Source organism: Microbacterium allomyrinae (assembly GCF_020682705.1).
GTDB lineage: Bacteria > Actinomycetota > Actinomycetes > Actinomycetales > Microbacteriaceae > Microbacterium > Microbacterium allomyrinae.
On the sequence record NZ_JAGTTN010000001.1, the window covers coordinates 890,955 to 909,128 of the forward strand.

An 18,174-nucleotide genomic window follows, 5' to 3' on the forward strand; every position below is an offset into this window, starting at 1 on the left:
AGAGCTTGGACGCCCAAGGACCTCGTCAAGGGGGGCGGGCAGCGACAGTGATTCTGTCGGTCATCGGAGCCTCGCCGGTCCTGCTCGGCCCGGAGCGGAGCGGATCGGGGAAGGCGAGCGGTCGGTCAGTGCTGTTCTGGGTCGAGCCACAGAGTCATGCGGAGGCCGTCCTCGGGGAGGTAAAGGACTTCATGGCGACGTGCGACCACGTCGCCGTCGTGGATTCTGAGGTGCTTGACCGATGTGCGTCGACGCTCGACGATGTGTCCGCTCCACCACGTTTCGAACTGCGAGTTCGTCGCGCTCAGTTCGCCAACGAGTCCCTTCAGCTCGGGGTCCTGAAGGTCATCCGCGTTGGCGGCTCTCAGATGGGCGACGGCGCCGTGGGCGAGTTCTTCCCATTCGACAAACGTGTTTCGCGCTCTTGGATCGGTCATGAGATACCTGCAGGTGTTCCGCTGCGCTGGCGGCATTCCAGCGAAGCCGTCGTAGAGGGTCAGCCCTTCCGCGTTCGATGCGACTATGTAGCTCAGACGGTCAAGCACGTACGCGGGGTGCGGACTGACGGCTTCGACCAGCGCGTTCATGCGATCTCTCACCGCATCATCGACCCTCCGCTCGGAGGTCAGCGCTGAGGGGCCGCGATTTCGAAGACGGTAGAGGTGATCCGTGGCGTCGGCGGTTAGCCGGAGTGTTTGGGCAAGCGCATCCAACACCGTATCGCTGGGGTTGCTCTCGCGGCCTTGTTCGAGGCGGATGTAGTAGTCGATGCTGACGCCCGAAGCGGCGGCTACCTCCTCGCGCCGCAGGCCCGTGACGCGTCGTCGGGTCGTCCTCGCCGGCGGGGGTTCGAGAGTGGCGTCAGCGCGTCGGGCGCGGAGGAAGTCGCCGAGTTCGTGAGCCATACGGAAACTCTCGCAGACCCTGCGGCGACTTGTGCGGAAAGGGGTTGCGCCACACCTAGGAGTGGCGCGGTCTTCCCAGGGAGTATCAACCGAACGAGGCTGAGGCCGACCAACTTCACCGACTTCAATGGAGATCTCATGGCCACCTACACCCACGGGTATCACGAGTCCGTGTTGCGATCACACCGCTCCCGAACTGCGGAGAACTCCGCGGCCCATCTCTTGCCGTTACTCAAGCCCACCGATCGACTCCTCGACGTGGGTGCGGGCGCCGGGACAATCACGGCGGATCTTGCCCAGCTCGTCCAGTCCGTGAGCGCGACTGAGATCGGACCGGGGGAGCTTGCGGTGACGCGGACGACAGCGGCGGAGCGGGGCGTGGGCAACATCGACTTTCACACCGCCGACATCCATTCACTCCCATTCGGCGACGCCAGCTTTGATGTGACTCACGCGCATCAGGTGCTCCAGCACGTCACTGATCCCGTTCGGGCATTGCGCGAAATGGCTCGGGTGACGAAACCCGGTGGGATCGTCGCTGTCCGAGATAGTGACTATGCGGGGTTCTGCTGGTGGCCGGAGCTACCCGCGCTCGACTCCTGGCTGAGGCTCTATCGCGATGTCGCTCGCCTGAATGGCGGAGAGCCGGATGCCGGTCGGCGCTTGCTGTCCTGGGCGCATTCGGCTGGCTTCACCGACGTTGCCGTTACATCGAGTACGTGGTGCTACGCGTCGATTGAGCAGCGCGAATGGTGGGGTGGCATGTGGGCAGATCGCATCCTCAACTCTGCGATCACGGGACAACTCACAGACGCCGGACTGGCCGCTCACAACGAGCTTCGCGACATCAGCGACGCGTGGAAGCAGTGGGCGTCCGACGAAGACGGATGGATCTCGATACTCCACGGTGAACTGATCTACCGCATACCGGAAGAGTAGAACCTTCTTTCAAGTCGTCGCTGTGAGCCACGAGCGGATGGGAAACGGGCTGTGCGGGGCGCGCCGCGCCGCCTACCGCCGTTGGCTCTCGCTCAAGTGTTCTCTTCGTCGGGAGCAGCGACTTGCCACTTGGTGACAACACCGCAGAGGTGACGATCGAAGAGATGGTCACGGTGGGTGCCGGACGGCGAAGTCGCGGCATTCCCCGATCGACGTGCGGATCCACGTCGAAGTGCCAGCGCACACCATCTTCGGCGATCGGGGGCAGGTCGAACAACGCAGGGGAAGCGACTGTCTGCTACGGCCTGGTGTCGCCGCCCGGCCTGAACTCACAGAAGAGGACATCGCCCGCGTCGCTCACATTCTCGCGACCAAGGGCGGGCTGGAGGCGATCAACTCGGCGCTGCATGAGGCGTTCCCGGAGGACTACATCCGCATCGTTACCGATCTGTGGAACGGCGTGACCGGTGGTCGCGGTGGGGATCCTCGGGACGAGGCGGGCGAGCTGTCCTATCTCTCAGCCACATCTCACTCGAGCCCGGCGAGACAGGCTGCGCGACCGACCTGTACTCGACCCCGCCGTTCTGAATCGGGCAACAATCGCACGTGTTTCACGGGCGCGGCTCTCCGAGCGCGGGCTGATTCAGCAGCAAGGGGATCACTCATACGGACTCCGCGAACGCATGCAGGAGACACTCGGAAAAAGAATCACAAAAAGATAACGCCCACCTCTTGCCACCGTTATCTGCCCGTTATAGAGTCATCGCACGGTAGTTGTTTTGCTGTGGCAGCTACCTAACATGTGATTGCAGGACACTCTTGGTGCAAGGGACAAGGGCCGGTCGGTAGCCTCTCCGACCGGCCCTTACTCTTGCCGTTTCGAGGCATTGCTCGCCCGGCTCGTCGTCCGCGGGCGAGTGCCTACCGGTCTGCGGGGAAGACCCAGGTGTGCACGGCCGGATCGTAATACTCGACGCCTTCGGGCAGCACATCTGCGGGTTCTCCGAACCAGACCCGATAGTCGGTGTCGTCAGACCCCGCCGCCTCCCCCGCCGCCGCCGCCGCCACCTGCCGAGCCCCCGCCCGATGAGCCGCCCGACGTCGAGGACGACGAAGCGGTCGAGGCCGACAGCCCCGAGATGCCCGCTGAGAACGCGGCGGCGTTGAAGCCGCTCGAGCCCGAGTACCAGCCCGGCGAATTGCCTTCGCCGTACAGCACGGCGAGCTCGCTGGCCCACTCCTTCTCCTGCCCGAAGACGACCGCGTACGGCAGCAGCACCTCGTACAGGTGCAGCATCTCGCGCCGATCGGTGGTGTCGACGACCACCCTCTCGGCACCGCGCGGCGACTGCAGCATGCGAATGCGGTCGGCTTCGGCCCACTCGATGAACTCCTTGAGCCCCGCGAGATGGTCGCGCGCCTCGGCACCGGCCGCACTCAGCGGCACCCGCGACACCAGGCCGATCACCACGAACAGCGCGAGGCCCGATCCGACGATCATCAGGATCGGGATGAGCGGATCGACCGCGGCGCTGAACGCGAGAATCGCCGTCAGCACCACCAGCGCCGCTGCCGCCATCGCCAGCAGGACCGGCCACGCACGGACCGTTTTTGGCACCTCACGACGAAGGCCGCGCCGGGTGAGCTCCTCGTTCGCGAGCTTGAGGATGTTCTGCGCCGCCGATGAGAACCGGGTATCGGTGCTGCCGAACTCGTACTCGGTGCCGGGCGTGAGGAAGGGGAAGAGTCCCGCGAGCAGCAGCCTGCCGTCGCCGTCGGCACGCGACGGGTCGACGAGCAGAGCCTTCAGCTTCACTCCCCCGAAGAACTTGCGCTCGCCTTCGACGATGCGGATGCTGCCCACCACGGCCTGCTCCAGCACCTCTGCCGGAATCGCCTTCGTGGTCTTGCCGAGCAGCACGGCACTCTCGAGCGCGTCGATTCCCGCCGGCGGCGTGTACTCCGCGATGATCGTCGGCCGGCCCGGCTCATCGCGGAGGTACCGTGCGCGGGTGACGACGGCGAACACGATCGCCCCGACGGCGGTGAGCCCGGCGAGCATCTGCAGCCACCCCCATGGCGAGGCGAGGTACGACGAGTCGAACGGCGTGAATGTGCCCTGCTCGAATCCGATCGCGATCGTCATGGTCTGGTACGCGAACACGTCGGTCGCCGACGCCTCGAACGTCGCCGCGCCGTTGGCCGCGGCATCCCGTGTGATCTCGCACGTCTGGCCCGAGCCCTCGTAGCCGACGTAGCAGGCCTGTGCACCGGTGAGCGATTCGGTGAGCGCCGGTGCGACGACGAGTCGCACCGAGACCCGGCCGAACGGCTGCTGCCATTCGGTGCCGTTGACGTTCCAGTAGAACTCGTCGACGCCGGTGTCGTCGAAGAAGCGCGCGACGTTTTCGAGCGTGTACGTGAACACGTACGTCTGAGCGCCGTGCACGTAGCCGTCGGCGCGCGAGGTCATGCTGAAGTAGCCGTCCTCCGACGAGGTCTCGCTCGCTCGCGGGTTGCCCTCGCCATCGGTGATCGAGACGAGCGCGGGGTTCAACGGCGCCCCCAGATAGGAATCGGGGATGCTGCGCCGCATGCCCCGGTTCTGGTCGGTCTCGGGAAACAGTGCGACGAAGGTCTCGACCACGGTGAGCGTGCTGCTGCCGTCATCGGCACGATCCAGCCGGTACTCGACATCGAGGCTCTCGAAGGTGAAGTCGTTCACATCGGCGCGCGCCGCGGTGCTCTGCCAGCCCGCCGCGGGCAGCACCAGCGCTGCGAAGAGGGCGACCAGCATCCCGACCACGACCAGGCTCGCCGGCCGAATCCGCCGCGGCGCGAGGGAAGGAGTCCACATGCGGCCAGCCTATGGGGCGGCGTTCGCCGTACTCTGTTTCCTATGACCGATCGACGCCTCGCCATCGACGCGTGGGAGAGCCTGTTCCGCGCGCAGCACGAGGTGTTCGGCGACATCAACCAGGACTTCGACGAAGACACCCTCAGCCAGGCCGAGTACGACGTGCTGCTCACCGTGACCCGCGCGCCCGAGATGACCGCGCGCCTGCGCGATGTCACGTCCAACATGCTGATCAGCCAGCCGAGCGTGTCCCGGCTCGTCGACCGCATGGCCGTGCGAGGACTCATCGTCAAGTGCGCCGATCCCGACGACGGGCGCGGCTCGCTCGTGCGGGCCACGGCGACGGGCGCCGCGCAGTTCCGCAAGATCGCCAGCGCGCACGGCCGGGCGATCGCCGAGCGGATGTCGCTGCTCACCGACGACGAGCTGGCGCAGCTGCGCGACCTCGCCTCCAAGCTGCGCAAGAAGCAGCCAACCTGCTGAGCGCAGACGCTACGGCGTGCGGCGGCGCAGGGTCAGCGATGCGAGGATCAGCGCACCGACGGCGAAGGCGACCACGACCAGCAGCGGTCCGAACACATCCCAGCCCTCGTCGCCGGCGGTGACGGCGTTGATCGTATCGATCGCGTAGCTCAGCGGCAGCGCCTTGGAGATCTGGTAGAGCACCTCGGGCATGTCTTCGCGCGGCATGAACAGCCCGCCCAGGATGATCTGCGGGAACACGATCAGCGGCATGAACTGCACGGCCTGGAACTCGGTGCGTGCGAACGCGCTCGCGAGCAGGCCGAGGGCTGTCCCGAGGATCGCGTCGATGACGGCGACGAGTCCGAGCTGCCAGATCGGCCCCTCGACCTCGAGCCCGCACACCCAGACTGCGAAGGTCACGGTGATGACCGCCTGCAGCGTCGCCATGAGGCCGAACGCGAGCCCGTAGCCGACGATGAAGTCGGCCTTCTCGACCGGCGTCGTCATGAGCCGCTCCAGCGTGCCGGACCGGCGCTCCCGCAGCGTCGTGATCGAGGTGATGAGGAACATCACGATGAACGGGAAGAGCGCCAGGATCGGCCCGCCGAACTGATCGAACACCCCTTCCTGATCGCTGAAAAGCCAGGCGAACAACCCGACGAGCAGGCTCGGAGCCACGAGCATCAGGACGATCGAGCGGGGGTCGTGGCTGAGCTGACGCAGCACCCGCCCGGCGGTGGCGAACGTCCGCACGCCGTTCACGACTCGTCCGATCCGGGCTCGGGGGAAGCATCCGGATGCTCGGCCTGCTCGCGCGCCTCACGCCGGGTGCGGGGGTGCGCGTCGGCAGGCTCGACCGCCGCCGGGATCCCGGACTGCCTGTCGCGCTCGATGATGGCCAGGAACGCGGCATCCGGATCCGTCGTCCCGGTCTCGGCGAGGAGTCGTTCGTGCGTGGTGTCGGCGACGATGCGACCCGCGCGCATGAGGATGAGCCGGTCGCAGCGCAGCGCCTCGTCCATCACATGGCTCGACACGATCAGGGTCGCCCCGCGCGCGGCGAGGCTGCGGAAGACCTCCCACAGCTCCGACCGCAGGAGGGGATCCAGGCCCACCGTCGGCTCGTCGAGCACGAGCAGCTCGGGAGTGCCGAGCATCGCGACCGCCAGCGAGACGCGCGATTCCTGCCCGCCGCTGAGCGATTCGATCGTCTGATCCCGCTGGTCGGCCAGACCGACCTCTTCGATGACCCGGTCCACGTCACTCCGCGGAGCCCCCAGCAGCCGGGCGAAGTAGCGCAGATTCTGGCGGATCGTGAGGTCGCCGTACACCGAGGCCGCCTGTGTGTCGTACGACACGCGATGGCGCAGCGTCCGCGATCCGGCTGGTTCGCCCAGCACCGTGACGGTGCCTCCGGCGACCCTCTGCACACCGACGATGGAACGCATCAGCGTGGTCTTCCCGCACCCCGACGGCCCGAGCAGTCCGGTGATCTGCCCGCGCGGGATGTCGAGATCGAGGTCGGTGAACACCTCGGTCGCGCCACGTCGCACGTGCAGTGCGCGCACGTGCACGGCGTCCGCCACGGCATCCGTCCCCGCAATATTCATCACGCGATGAATTATTCGCCTGCCGAACGACGAGGTCAACCCCTCCGCGCCGGTGCGAAGGCGCCAGCCTCAGTCGTAGAGGAACCGCTGCACGCTGGGCGCGACCCGCACCACGAGTTCGTCGACGGATGCCTCGGTGAGGGCGGGCAGACGCAGCACGTAGCGTGCGATCAGCAGGCCCGCGACCTGCGATGCCACGAGCGAGGCGCGCAACTCGGCATCGGCGACGTCGAGCGCGAGGGCGATCCGTGAGAGCAGCTCCCGCGAGAGGAACCCCGCCAGCAGCGGCGTGGTGAGCTTGTTGCCGATCGCCGTGCGCAGCAGCGCGACGCCCCGCCGGCGCACCTCGGGCTGCTCCCACGTCTCGAGGATGTACCGCACGATCCGCTCGCCGACCTCGTTCCGGGGCCCCGCGAGGATGTCGGGCAGCGCGATGTCGGGCCGCATCGGCGCACCGATCGTCTCGCCGAACAGATCGGCCTTGGTGCCGAAGTGATGGTGCACGAGCGCCGAATCGACTCCGGCCCGCGCGGCGATCCCCCGCATCGTGGCGCCGTCGTACCCCAGCTCGCCGAACTCGTCGATGGCCGCCGCGAGGATCCGCTCGCGAGCGTCGGACTCGCCCGCGCGCGGGCGTCCGCGGCGCCGCTTCGGCGCGGGCACGACGTACTCGACCACGAGGCTCAGCCTACGTCCGGGTGCCGCGGCGCGGCATCCGTTCGAGGTGAAGCCCGCCCGTCACCAGCGGTTGTGAACCTCCTCGGCCCAGCCGAGGATCCCGTCGAACGAGATCGTCTCGCCGTCGCGCGTGGCGAACGTCCCGGCCCAGTGCCCGAAGCACTGGTCGGTGCGCGAGGCGACGACGCCGAGATTCGTGCGCGTCACCTTGTCGTAGAACGGGACGAAGGATGCCGCCAGCCCGCCGCCCGAGACGCGCCAGGGCCGCCGCCAGTCGGCGATGTCGTAGTCCCAGTCGAGCTCGTCGTGGATCTTGTGCAGACGCCCGTCGACGAAGACGGCGTTCTCGGTGGATCCCGTGCCCTCGGTCCACTTGCCGCCGACCTGGATGCCGATCACGCGACCGCCTGAGACGCCCGAGCCCGCACCCCAGTTCCAGCGGATGTCGTACGGCCAGCGTCCGCGGCCGTGATCGAGCACGGCCCACGAGTCACCGGCGGGCACGTCGTACGCGACGCCCTCGATCGTGACCGCACCCGACGCGGGCCGCGCGACATCCTTCACCGTGTACTGGAAGCGCGTGCTGCTCCACGGCACGACGACCGCGAGTCGCTCGTGCCCTTCGGGCAGCTCCGCGACGACGTCGAACGAGACATCCGGAGTCCGTGCGCGCAGCCGCGTGCCACCGGCGACGGGGTCGATGTCGATCTCGAGGTCGTTCGCCCGGGCCCGAGCGGAACCGCTCTCGACGTTCGAGGGAAGCTCGACCCTGCGGGCGGGCAGCACGGTGGCGCCCTTGCTCCACGAGCGCTCGGTCGCCCGATCGAACACCCAGACCTCGTGCACGGCCGCGTAGTCGATGGACGACACCGTGAGCGCGAGGATGTGGGTGGGCGTGGTGACGTTCCAGTACTCCCACCGCTTGTTGCGCCCGCGCCCGCGTGTGATGCCGGACGTATCGACGAGAGGCTGGCGGGCCCACCCGATGGCGTCGGGATTCACTCGCCCGTTCGGCAGAGTCAGCGAGACGGATGCCGTCAGCTCGCGTTCGGTCATGCGGTCTCCTTCGAAGCGCGCGCACCGTCGGCGGCCGCCCGCAGTCGGTCGTTGATCGCACGCATGGTCTCTTCGGCGATCTTCACGAAGCGGCGGTCGTACGTCACGAGCCCGTTGACCTCCTCCTCGACGTCGGCGAGCTGGGTGTACACGGTCGCCGCGAGCCCGCGCGCGATGGCCGGTGCGATCTCACGGTCATGCAGGCGCTCGAGAGCGGTGACGAACTGCTCTCGCGAGCGGTAGCGACGGTAGCCGAACACGCGGTCGCTCCAGGTGTGCGAGGGTACGGCGAGGCTGTAACCGCCGTACTCGGTCACCGCGAGCACACGCCGGTCCCGGCCGCGGGGCACCTTCACCGGACGGAAGTAGACGTGCAGACTCCGCACGTCGCCCGCGCCTTGGTCGTGCCAGCCGCTGGCATGATCCACCGGACGAGTCGGGTCGAGTTCTCGCACGACCCCGGCGATGCGCGCGGCGTCGAACTGCCCCCAGCCCTCGTTGAACGGCACCCACAGCGAGATGCTCGGCACGCTCCGCAGGTGCTCGATCATCTCGTGCAGTTCGGCCTCGAATCGCGCCCGGCCGTCGGCCGATCGCCGTCCGAACCGGCCATGCCGCCGATCGTCGAGCGCCGGCGTTCCGATCACCGGTGCGGTGATCACGAGAGGGTTGTAACGCTCGCCCCCGCTGACCGCGTCCTGCCAGACGAGCATGCCGAGGCGGTCGCAGTGGTGATACCAGCGCAGCGGCTCGACCTTGATGTGCTTGCGCAGCATCGTGAAACCCATGCGCTTGGCGAGGCGGATGTCGTATTCCAGCGCCGCGTCGCTGGGCGCGGTGTAGCCGCCGTCCGGCCAGTAGCCCTGATCGAGCAGCCCGACGGGCAGGGAGGGCTCGCCGTTGAGCAGCAGCCGCGCGAAGCCCCGCTCGTCGGCGCCGACCCCGAACGACCGCATGCCGACGTACGAATCGACCCGGTCCTCGCCGAGCGTGACCTGCACGTCGTAGAGGAACGGGTCATCGGGACTCCACCGCCGCACCGGGCCGGCGAGCGCGATCGCCGTCGGCACACCGACGGGCACGAGAGCGGATGCCGCGACCCCGTCGCCGCCCCTCACCTCGACGACCGCCTGCTCGCCGGCTGCAGCCTCATAGCTGCCGACCGTGACGATCACGCTGCCGGCATCGAGGTCGGGGGTCAGCACGAGGAAGTCGACGGCGACACCGGGCACGATCTCGAGCCAGACCGTCTGCCAGATGCCCGACTGCGGGGTGTACCAGATGCCGCCAGGACGACCGGACTGCTTGCCGCGGGCCAGCCACGAGGCATCCGTCACGTCGCGCACCGCGACGACGAGCTCGTGCTGTCCGGCGCGGGTCGATGCGAGCGCCCGCGTGATGTCGCACGAGAACGGCAGATAGCCGCCGGAGTGCCCGCCCACCTCGACCCCGTCGACCGCGACACGGCACGACTGGTCGACGGCGCCGAAATGCAGGATCGCCCGCTCGCCCTCGCGAAGTGCGCGCGGCAGCGCGAAGGTGCGCCGGTACCAGAGCGTCTCCACGGCCCGCAGCGTGCGCTCGACACCCGACAGGACCGTCTCGGGCGAGAACGGCACCACGATCGTGCCGTCCCATGAGGTTGGACGCACGAGCGGGTCATCGACGGCGACCGGATCGTCGTCGGATCGTGCGCGCGGCGCGATCGCGTAGTCCCAGCGCCCGTTGAGGTTCGCCCAGTCGCCGCGAACGAGCTGCGGACGCGGGTAGTCCGGGAGCGGGGCGTCGACGTCGAGCTCGGCAGCCCACCGAGTGAGCAGGCTCATGCGTCGACCACCGCGGAGGCGTCGGCGGCGATGCGCTCACGCCGCACGAACATGAGGGGGACGAGCACGAGGATCGCGATGACGGCCGCAGCGACGAACATCCAGGGCGTCGGGACCTGCTTGACGACGCCGAGGTCTTCGTACGTCTCGTTCGCGCCGAGGATGACGAGCGCGCCGACGAACGGCCCGATGACCATGGGGATGAGCACGACGAAGATCATCCTGAGACCCTGCACCATCCCGACCCGGTCGACGGGCGTCTGGTCGCGCACATTCGCCGACAGCGACGCCGTCGAGAGCATGAAGCCGCCCATCATGATGGTGCCGAACACGATGACGGTGAACATGTCACGGGCGAAGAACATGCCGATGAGGCCCACGATCATGAGCGCCACGGCGGGCATGACAGCGCGCAGCTTGCCGACCCGGTCGATCACGCGGCCGCCGAGCACGCTGATCACCGCCGCGAGCACCAGCACGCTCGCGAGGACCATCGCGTAGCCGTCGATGCGCAGGTACCGCTGGATGTAGATGATCAGATACGGGATGAACACCTGCGAGCTGGTCCCGATGATCGCCCAGGCGGCCAGCAGCGTGTAGAGACGGGGGTTGGCTTTCACGGTGCTCGGGCGAAGGCCGTGCACGAAGGCGGCGAAGTAGCCGTCGGAGGTCGTCTCGATGTCGGGCGCGTCGCGCACGAGGAACCACGCGATCACGCCCACCACGGCGGTCGCCCCGCCGATCAGGCCGAAGAACAGCTTCCACTGCCCCGCCTGCGTCAGCGGATCGAGCGCGCCGAACACCAGCAGCATCGAGATCAGCGGCAGCACCGCCAGTACGCCGTCGACACGGCCGCGGTTCGAGGGGCGTGTGGAGTCCGTGACCCATGCGTTGAACGCGGCGTCGTTCGCCCCCGAACCGAAGAACGACATGACGCAGTCGAGGAGGATCACCGCGACGACCGCGGTGCCCACGACCTGCGCGGCCGCGGCACCCGACTCCGGCTGGACGAAGCCGAACATCGCGGTCGTCGCGCCCCAGAGGATGTAGCCGATCGCGATGAACGGACGCCGAGACCGGACTTTGTCGGACCATGCGCCGACGACCATCGTGGCGAGCGTCGCCGCCACGGCCGAGGCGGCCACGAGGATCGCGATCACCGTGGGGTCGGAGGTGATCGTGTCGTACACGAACAGGTTCAGGTACATGTTCTCGACGGTCCAGGCGAGCTGGCCGACGAATCCGACGATGACGACGACCCACCACGTGCGGCCGGCAAGCGGCGCTAAGCGCCGCGGAGCGGGTGCGCCCGCACGCGGCGCATCGGCTGGGGTGTGGTCGGCTGCGGGGCGTGCGGCAGAGGACGCAGGCTCGACTGCGGGGCGTGGGCTGGACGCAGGCGTATCTGCGGGCATCGGCATCCTTGCTGACGTTCCGGGGGCGGGTGCTTCGATACTAAGCGGCGCTCGGTGTTCGCCACGCCGCATCCCCCCTCACGCCGCGCAGTCTCAGATTGCCGCAATCGGTCACCTCCGCCACGAATGGCGCCACAACGCGACCCCGCCGCCGGCGCGCATCCCGTCACATTGCCGCAAAGGGTCGCATCCGCCACCAATAGCGACACAACGCGACCACCCTGCGCATTCCGGCCAGATTGCCGCAATCGGTCGCATCCTCCGTCGGATTTCCCCGTTTCGTCGCGTCATAGCCCGGATGCGGCAAACTGCGGCAACCGCGAAGCGAGCACAGCTCCTCCCCGGGTGCGGTCCGGCCGGAGTTGTCCACGGGCCGGGGGTATCGGCATCCGTCCTGCGTGCTGGCTCCGGCAGGGTGTCGGACATGCCGTCACGCCCGCGCCAACTACCCGCCGTCCTCGGCGACGTCTTCTCGGTTCGCGATGCGATCCGGGTCGGCGTCTCCCCGCGCCGGTTGCGACACCGCGCACTCGCAGTCCCGTTTCACGGCGTGCGGATGACGATCGTCGATCCCGTCGCGGAGGGCGCCACTGACGAGAGCCCGCTCGCTGCGGAAGCCAGGGAGCGCAGATCAGACATTGCCCGGCGCGCCCGCGCGTACGCGAGCAAGGCCACCTCCCACGCCTTCTTCATCGGCGTGACCGCAGCCGTGCTGTGGCGGCTCCCGCTGCCACTTCGAGTGCTGAGGCCGGCCCGAGCGCGCGAAGGCGAGCGAGCGGATGCCGCCGCATCGCGGGACATCGACGTTGCGGTCCACGCTCCCCATCGCGCGCCGCGTGGGAGGAGCGTGCACGGTCGGCGGCTGAGCTCGGCCGCTGCCCCGGTCCGAGAATCGGACGGTCTGCGCCTGTCGAGCCCGGCCGCCGTTTGGGCAGAACTCGCGACGGTGCTGAGCATCGATGAGCTCATCGCGCTCGGTGATGCCGTCGTGCATGTTCCGCGGGTCCGTGGCATGACGCGCGGTGCCCCGGACTCGGGACTCGGGACGGCGAAGCAGCTCGAGGCGTCGATGAACACGGGACGCCGGCCGGGTGTCGCGAAGCTGCGCGCGGCGCTCCCGCAGATCCGCGTGGGCGTGGCGTCCCCGGCCGAGACAGAGGTGCGACTCGCGGTACTCCGTGCAGGACTCCCGGAGCCGGAGCTCGACTACGACGTTTACGACGCGGACGGCCGTCCCATCGGATACACGGAACTCGCCTACCCGCGATGGCGGATCCTCATCGAGCGCGAGGGCGACCATCATCGAACCGATCGTCGCCAGTGGTATCGCGACATCGAGAAGCACGCAGCGTGCGCCGCGGCCGGCTGGACTGTGATCCGGCTCACTTCTCGCCACATGCATCCGACGTCGGCATCGGCAGTGACCCTCATCCGCGACGCCTTGGTGCGCGCGGGGTGGCGGCCCTGACGACTGCGCCTGCCTCGCCCTCTCCCTGCTGGAGGAGTGTCCCGCCGCAACCGTCCGCCCCGCCGAATTGCCCCGACTCGTCGCATCCCACCCGGGACGCGACCATCTGCGGCAACCACGCATCCCGCGACGACCCAACGCGCGGCACCCCGCCCCGCCGAACTGCCCCGACTCGTCGCATCCCACCCGGGACGCGACCATCTGCGGCAACCACGCATCCCGCCGCGACCCAACGCGCGGCACCCCGCCCCGCCGAATTGCCCCGATTCGCCGCATCCGCCCCGGGACGCGACCGTTCGTGGCAACCACGCGACCCGGCGACCCGGGGACCCGCGCCACCGTCAGCACTCGATGACGTTCACCGCGAGGCCGCCCTCGCTGGTCTCCTTGTACTTCGTCGACATGTCGATGCCGGTCTGGCGCATGGTCTCGACGACGGCGTCGAGCGAGACGTAGTGCGATCCGTCGCCGCGCAGCGCGAGGCGCGCGGCGGTGACCGCCGTCGATGCGGCGATGGCGTTGCGCTCGATGCACGGGATCTGCACGAGGCCGCCGACCGGGTCGCAGGTGAGCCCGAGGTGGTGCTCCATCGCGATCTCGGCCGCGTTCTCGATCTGACGGTTGGTGCCGCCCATGACGGCGGTCAGTCCTCCCGCGGCCATCGCACACGCCGACCCGACCTCGGCCTGACAGCCGCCCTCGGCGCCCGAGATCGACGCGTTCGCCTTGAACAAGGACCCCAGTGCGGTGGCGGTGAGCAGAAATCGGCGGATGCCGCGGCGGCGGTTCGCCTCGGCCACCTGCTCGTCGTTCCATCCGGCTGCATCCTCGGGCGCGATCGCATGGCCGTGGTAGCCGAGCAGTGCACTGCCGACGAGCTCGCCGTACGGCGTGACGGCGTTGCCGGCCCCGAGCCCGGAGTCCGCGAGGAAGCGCCACCAGTACATCGCGACGGCCGGCACGATGCCCGCGGCGCCGTTCGTGGGCGCGGTGACCACGCGCCCGCCCGCCGCGTTCTCCTCGTTCACGGCAAGGGCGAAGGCGCCGAGCCACTCACCTGGCAGCTCACGCCGCCCGTCGGCCTCGGCCGTTTCGAGCTGCCCCCGGATCGACGCTGCGCGCCGTTTCACTCCGAGCACCCCCGGCAGTACGCCCTCGGCCCGAAGCCCCGCTTCGACGCAGCCCGCCATCGCGTCCCAGATGGCGTCGAGGCCCTCGGCGATGCTTTCGTCAGGGCGCAGCGACTCCTCGTTGATGCGTGCGGCCTCGGCTATCGTGATGCCGCGCTCGTCGCAGAGCGCGAGCAGCTCCGCCGCGCTCCCGAAGTCCAGCGGGAATGCCCGCGCCCCTCTCTCCGGGCCGGAAGGATCCCCTTCGCGGCGGATGAACCCGCCTCCGACGGAGTAGTAGGTCTCGCGGACGAGGAGTCCGGCATCCGCCCGCTCGTCGATCGCCGGCTCTGCGAGCGCCGTGCCGCCGGTCGCGCGGATCCCCAGCCTCTCCGCGCGCACGCGCACCGGGCCCTCATCGGGCGACGACCACGCCTCGAGACTCATCGCGTTGGGATGCCCCGGCAGGCGCGTGCGCGGCGCGAAGGCGATGTCGGTCCGGTCGAACGCGATCGCGTGTGTACCGTCGAGATCGAGCAGCCGGCCGGCGGGCCAGTCGCTCCAGGCGGCGCGCACCGTGTCGGGATCGACGGTCTCGGGCTGGAGCCCGCGCAGTCCCGCGACGACGGCGTCGGGGGTGCCGTGGCCGATGCCGGTCGCGCCGAGCGATCCGTACAGCGTGCAGGTCACGCGCCTCACCTGCGGGAGCAGTCCTGCGCGCCGCAGGCCCACGGCGAAGTCATGGGCGGCCCGCATGGGTCCGACCGTGTGGGAGCTCGAGGGTCCTACCCCGATGGAGAACAGCTCGAACGCCGAGACGTATGCGCTCACGCGTCCAGGCTACGCCGCCGGTTCGACAGAGTGCACTCCGTTATCGAGTCGGAATGGGCAGGATGCCTCGCATTATCGCCTCAATATCCTCATACTGCCCGCGGTGTCACGCCTTCTGGAACGAGATCAGCCCGACGGTGTTGCCCTCGGAGTCCGTGATGAACGCATGCCACTCGTCGTGGCCGGCAGGCCCGAGCGTGTCGTCGCCGTGCTGGAAGATCACGTGCGGCGGCGAGACGATCTCGGCGAAGCCGTCGAGGCGATCGAGCGCCTCGTGCACGTCACCGACCCGGAGGTAGATCAGCGCCGACGGCGCGTTGCGATCGAGCAGAAGTCGCACGCCCTCGAGGTCGAAGAACAGGAGCCCGGGCGGGTCGAACGTTGCGGTGGGCGGCACCTCGAGCAGCCGGGCGTAGAAGTCCGCAGCACGGCCGAGATCCTCGGCGCGCTGCGCGACCTGAGCGAGTCTCATCGGGCCTCCGCGGCCAGTGTAGGCCGGGCCTGCGACGTCCGACAGGCGCACTGAAGTCGCTAGCCCGTCACCCGGTCGTCCGCAAGCCCCTCTGCTGCGGAGCGCGATTGACCTACCTTCAGCGGCAGAGCCCCGCACGAGCGAGATGGGAGGAGCGATGGCGACGACCTTCGGAATCGAGGAGGAGTTCGTCATGCTCGATCCGGTCACCCTGGCGACGGCGGATGCCCGTGGTGCCGTTGCGAGTCTGGCTTCCTCGCGTGACGGCGTCGTCACGAAGGAGTTCTTCCGCTCGCAGATCGAGCACGCCACCCACGTGTGCACCGACGCTCTCGAAGCGCTCGACTGTCTGCTCGCCTTCCGTGAGAGGCTCTCGTCCTGGGCGCGCGAGTGGGGGCTGGTTGCTGCCGGATCGGGAACGCCGCCTCGGATCGGCCACGACTCGTCACTCTCGGAGGATGAGCGATACGCCCGGATCGCCGCTCAGGTCGCGGGCATCGCGCCCGAGCATCAGATCAACGGGCTGCATGTGCACGTCGGCATCCCCGATCGCGACACCGGGATGCGTGCGTCGAACGCGCTGCGCCCCTGGTTGCCGATACTGCTCGCGATGTCGGCGAACTCGCCGTTCTGGAACGGTGCGGACACCGGCTTCCACAGCTGGCGCGCGATCCACGGACGCCGCTGGACGACCTCGGGGATCACGCCCTGGTTCGCGGATGCGAGCGCCTACGACGATGCCGTCGCCCGACTGTCGGGCATCGGCGCGACCTCGGATCTCGGCACGATCAACTGGAACATTCGCCTGTCCAACGCGTACCCGACGGTCGAGATCCGCGTCTTCGACGCACAGCTGGACGCCTGGTCCGCGGTGGCGCTCGCGATCGTCGCACGGATCCTGGTCGAGCATGCCCGCGACCGGTTCGATCCCACGCAGTTCGACGTGACGGATGCCGCCCTCTGGCATGCCGCCCGGTACGGGGTCAGCTCCACCCTCGTGCACCCGACCGAGGGTGAGCTGATTCCGGCGGTCGACGCACTTCTGCTCCTGCAGCGAGAGGTCGATCCGCACCTGCAGACGACTTTCGAGCGCACGTGCGTCGACGGTCTGTTCGCACGCCTCGCTGCGGGCTCCACCGGCGCGGCCGCCCAGCGACTGGCCCGATCCCGCGGCGACGGGGCGCTGGCGGACCTCTACCGCCGGAGCCTCACACGTGTGCCCGAGGGGAGCACCTCACGCGCTCGACGGATGACCCGCCTGTCAAGCCCGCCCGGCATGAACACTGCCGCGAGTATCGTCACGGGATGAGCCGAAGGAGGGCGCCATGGCCGTTGCGAAGGGCATGAGTTCAGCGGGAGATTCCCCGCGCGACGAGGCACCTCCGGGCCGTGACGAGGCGGTGGTCTTCTGGTCGTGGATCGCAGTGCTTTCGATCGGCCTCGGGTATATGCTCGCGATCCCGCTCAGCGGGCGGTAGCCGTGCGCCGCGTCCGAGACAACGGGCTGAGCCTGGTGTTCGGCGCTCTCTTCGTGCTGGCCCTGGCCGGCCAGTCCCTCGCGGGATGGCTGGAGAGCAACGAGCGCCTGCAGCAGCACGGCCTCCCCCCGGACACCTTCGGCGCCTTCGTCACCTCGTCGGAGTTCGTCGTCGACGTCGCCGAGAACTGGCAATCCGAATTCCTGCAGTTCTTCCTGTTCATCACGGCCACGATCTGGTTCGTGCAGCGAGGTTCGCCCGAGTCGAAAAAGCCCGGCGACGAGGGGCCGGGAAGCGACCGGGACCAGTTGGTCGGCGAGCACGCACGCGACGACTCCCCCGCGTGGGCACAGGCCCGCGGCATCCGTCAGACGATCTTCTCCAACTCCCTGCTGATCGTGATGGGCACGGTCTTCGTGCTGTCATGGCTCGCGCAGTCGCTCGCGGGGACGGTCGTGCTCAATGCAGAGAACGCCGAGCACGGGCTCGCCCCGCTCACCTGGCTCGACTACCTGGCGACTCCCGACTTCTGGAACCGCACGCTGCAGACTGGCAGTCCGAGTTCCTCGCGGTCGGGGCGATGATCGCCCTGTCGATCTTCCTGCGCCAGCGCGGCTCGGCCGAGTCCAAGCCCGTCGGGCTGCCACACCACGAGACCTCGGTGGAGAGCGACTGATCACGACGACGATCAGTACGGGTCCACGAGCGTCTGCTCACCGCCCACCGCATCGCCATCGGTCGCGGCGGGCGGATTGTCCAGGCGACTCGTCCGCTCTCGCAGATCGGCGACCGCTGCACTGTTGTCGGGCTCCGAGACCGAGGTCCGCACGCTCTCGGAGATGATGAGCGTCCCCGAATCGAGCACGAGCGTGGCCTCGATCTCGTTTCCGTCGGCTGCGAACCCCATCAGGGTGACGTGGTCACCCGTCCGGTGCCGTGCGACGGCGGCGGCATATGCCAGCAGTGCGGAAGCAGCGTCGTCTCCTACGATCAGGGACTTCTGCCCGTAAGTGATGTGCTTCATGGCTCGACGGTAGATCGCCGCGCCCGCATGCGCGCACGGGC

16 protein-coding genes and 1 pseudogene are annotated in these 18,174 nt (G+C 68.7%); 6 read left to right on the forward strand and 11 right to left on the reverse strand.

Annotated features, from left to right (window positions below; translation table 11 throughout):
- Positions 1-125: 125 nt before the first annotated feature.
- Positions 126-905, reverse strand: coding sequence for a helix-turn-helix transcriptional regulator (locus KEC57_RS04275; protein WP_229383278.1), 780 nt, complete (start codon positions 903-905; stop codon positions 126-128).
- 138 nt (positions 906-1,043) lie between these two features.
- Here KEC57_RS04275 and KEC57_RS04280 point away from each other — a divergent pair, with 138 nt between their 5' ends.
- On the forward strand, positions 1,044-1,844 hold the full coding sequence (locus KEC57_RS04280) for a class I SAM-dependent methyltransferase (RefSeq protein ID WP_229383279.1): 801 nt from the start codon (positions 1,044-1,046) through the stop codon (positions 1,842-1,844).
- Positions 1,845-2,874: 1,030 nt separating this feature from the next.
- On the opposite strand, the gene KEC57_RS04285 is transcribed toward KEC57_RS04280, so the two are convergent.
- The gene (locus KEC57_RS04285; protein WP_229383280.1) at positions 2,875-4,701 is read right to left on the reverse strand and encodes a DUF2207 domain-containing protein; all 1,827 of its coding nucleotides are present in this window, start codon (positions 4,699-4,701) and stop codon (positions 2,875-2,877) included.
- A gap of 42 nt (positions 4,702-4,743) precedes the next feature.
- Here KEC57_RS04285 and KEC57_RS04290 point away from each other — a divergent pair, with 42 nt between their 5' ends.
- The gene (locus KEC57_RS04290; RefSeq protein ID WP_229383281.1) at positions 4,744-5,184 is read left to right on the forward strand and encodes a MarR family winged helix-turn-helix transcriptional regulator; all 441 of its coding nucleotides are present in this window, start codon (positions 4,744-4,746) and stop codon (positions 5,182-5,184) included.
- Positions 5,185-5,193: 9 nt separating this feature from the next.
- On the opposite strand, the gene KEC57_RS04295 is transcribed toward KEC57_RS04290, so the two are convergent.
- The 6 genes from KEC57_RS04295 to KEC57_RS04320 form a co-directional block, all read right to left on the reverse strand.
- The gene (locus KEC57_RS04295; RefSeq protein WP_229383282.1) at positions 5,194-5,928 is read right to left on the reverse strand and encodes an ABC transporter permease; all 735 of its coding nucleotides are present in this window, start codon (positions 5,926-5,928) and stop codon (positions 5,194-5,196) included.
- Complete coding sequence (locus tag KEC57_RS04300) at positions 5,925-6,776, reverse strand: ABC transporter ATP-binding protein (protein WP_229383696.1); 852 nt, start codon at positions 6,774-6,776, stop codon at positions 5,925-5,927. The genes KEC57_RS04295 and KEC57_RS04300 overlap by 4 nt, the downstream gene beginning before the upstream one ends.
- Before the next feature lie 69 nt (positions 6,777-6,845).
- Positions 6,846-7,454: a TetR/AcrR family transcriptional regulator gene (locus KEC57_RS04305; protein ID WP_229383283.1), complete on the reverse strand. Its 609-nt coding sequence runs from the start codon at positions 7,452-7,454 to the stop codon at positions 6,846-6,848.
- A 60-nt stretch (positions 7,455-7,514) separates the two neighbouring features.
- The gene (locus KEC57_RS04310) at positions 7,515-8,510 is read right to left on the reverse strand and encodes a DUF2804 domain-containing protein (protein ID WP_229383284.1); all 996 of its coding nucleotides are present in this window, start codon (positions 8,508-8,510) and stop codon (positions 7,515-7,517) included.
- Positions 8,507-10,336, reverse strand: a complete 1,830-nt coding sequence (locus KEC57_RS04315; RefSeq protein WP_229383285.1) for a glycoside hydrolase family 2 protein — start codon at positions 10,334-10,336, stop codon at positions 8,507-8,509. The genes KEC57_RS04310 and KEC57_RS04315 overlap by 4 nt, the downstream gene beginning before the upstream one ends.
- On the reverse strand, positions 10,333-11,751 hold the full coding sequence (locus tag KEC57_RS04320) for an MFS transporter (RefSeq protein WP_229383286.1): 1,419 nt from the start codon (positions 11,749-11,751) through the stop codon (positions 10,333-10,335). Before KEC57_RS04320 ends, KEC57_RS04315 begins: the two co-directional genes overlap by 4 nt.
- 424 nt (positions 11,752-12,175) lie before the next feature.
- Here KEC57_RS04320 and KEC57_RS04325 point away from each other — a divergent pair, with 424 nt between their 5' ends.
- Positions 12,176-13,219: a putative endonuclease domain-containing protein gene (locus KEC57_RS04325; protein ID WP_229383287.1), complete on the forward strand. Its 1,044-nt coding sequence runs from the start codon at positions 12,176-12,178 to the stop codon at positions 13,217-13,219.
- 341 nt (positions 13,220-13,560) lie between these two features.
- On the opposite strand, the gene KEC57_RS04330 is transcribed toward KEC57_RS04325, so the two are convergent.
- Both KEC57_RS04330 and KEC57_RS04335 read right to left on the reverse strand, forming a co-directional pair.
- Positions 13,561-15,159: an L-serine ammonia-lyase, iron-sulfur-dependent, subunit alpha gene (locus KEC57_RS04330; RefSeq protein ID WP_229383288.1), complete on the reverse strand. Its 1,599-nt coding sequence runs from the start codon at positions 15,157-15,159 to the stop codon at positions 13,561-13,563.
- Positions 15,160-15,265: 106 nt separating this feature from the next.
- Complete coding sequence (locus KEC57_RS04335) at positions 15,266-15,631, reverse strand: VOC family protein (RefSeq protein WP_229383289.1); 366 nt, start codon at positions 15,629-15,631, stop codon at positions 15,266-15,268.
- Between the two features lie 157 nt (positions 15,632-15,788).
- On the opposite strand from KEC57_RS04335, the gene KEC57_RS04340 reads away from it, so the two are divergent.
- The 3 genes and pseudogenes from KEC57_RS04340 (at position 15,789) to KEC57_RS04350 (ending at position 17,785) form a co-directional block, all read left to right on the forward strand.
- Entirely contained in the window at positions 15,789-16,940 is a 1,152-nt protein-coding gene (locus tag KEC57_RS04340) for a carboxylate-amine ligase (protein WP_229383290.1), read from the forward strand.
- 16 nt (positions 16,941-16,956) lie between these two features.
- On the forward strand, positions 16,957-17,109 hold the full coding sequence (locus KEC57_RS04345; RefSeq protein WP_229383291.1) for a hypothetical protein: 153 nt from the start codon (positions 16,957-16,959) through the stop codon (positions 17,107-17,109).
- 53 nt (positions 17,110-17,162) lie between these two features.
- Positions 17,163-17,785: pseudogene (locus tag KEC57_RS04350) on the forward strand (DUF6766 family protein).
- 12 nt (positions 17,786-17,797) lie between these two features.
- On the opposite strand, the gene KEC57_RS04355 reads toward KEC57_RS04350, so the two are convergent.
- Entirely contained in the window at positions 17,798-18,133 is a 336-nt protein-coding gene (locus KEC57_RS04355) for a hypothetical protein (protein WP_229383292.1), read from the reverse strand.
- Positions 18,134-18,174 lie beyond the last annotated feature (41 nt).